Origin of the sequence: Pseudomonas sp. 13B_2.1_Bac1 (genome assembly GCF_025466155.1) — a bacterium.
Lineage (GTDB): Bacteria > Pseudomonadota > Gammaproteobacteria > Pseudomonadales > Pseudomonadaceae > Aquipseudomonas > Aquipseudomonas aylmerensis.
In genome coordinates this window covers 1-779 of sequence record NZ_JANLOH010000060.1, presented here as the reverse complement: position 1 = coordinate 779, position 779 = coordinate 1, and the positions used below count along the sequence as shown (strand labels likewise).

The following is a 779-nucleotide window of genomic DNA, read 5'->3' as shown; positions in this document are numbered from 1 at the left end:
TGCGCTACACCTTCGAACCGCTGCGGGGCGATCCCTTCGAGGTGGTCTCGTTCATCCTCGAAGAAGGCCTGTCCCAGCCGTTCAAACTCGACCTGGAACTGGTCAGCCATCACCCCGCCATCGACTTCTACCGCATGCTCGACCTGGCGGCGGTGTTCACCATTTGGCGCGACGACACTCCTGTGCGCTACGTCCACGGCCTGGTCAGCCTGTTCCAGCAAGGCGACACCGGCTTTCGCCGCACCCGCTACACCGCCGTGGTCGAGCCGACCCTGAAGCGTTTCGACCTGCGCTCCAACTGGCGCATCTTCCAGGCCCAGACCGTGCCCGACATCATCACCAGCGTGCTGGCCGAGCAAAAGCTCACCGACCTGCGCAGCGAGATCTGCTTCGAGCACCAGCCCCGCGAATACTGCGTGCAGGCTGGCGAAACCGACCTCGACTTTCTCGCCCGCCTCGCCGCCGAAGAAGGCCTGCTCTACACCTTCGAACACCGCGCCGACGGCCACACCCTGGTCCTCACCGACCGCGTCGGCGGCCTGGGCACCATCGGCACCCACACCGATTGCCCGGTGATCTACCAGCCAATGGGCGGCGGCGACGCGTTGGAACCGGCATTGAACCGCTTCCACTACACCGAGCAAGTGCGCACCGTCGTGCAAGTGCAGCGCGACTACACCTTCACCCACCCGCGCTACAACCAGCAGCACACCGCGACCGGCGACCAGGACCTGAACAACCAGCACAAAGACTATGAGCGCTACGACTACCCCGGCCGA

Annotated in this window: 1 protein-coding gene; it reads left to right on the top strand. The window is 64.8% G+C overall.

The window, feature by feature from the left end:
* Positions 1 to 779: type VI secretion system tip protein TssI/VgrG (tssI, locus tag NTD80_RS15990; RefSeq protein WP_262134259.1), on the top strand; the 779-nt coding region annotated here is incomplete at both ends.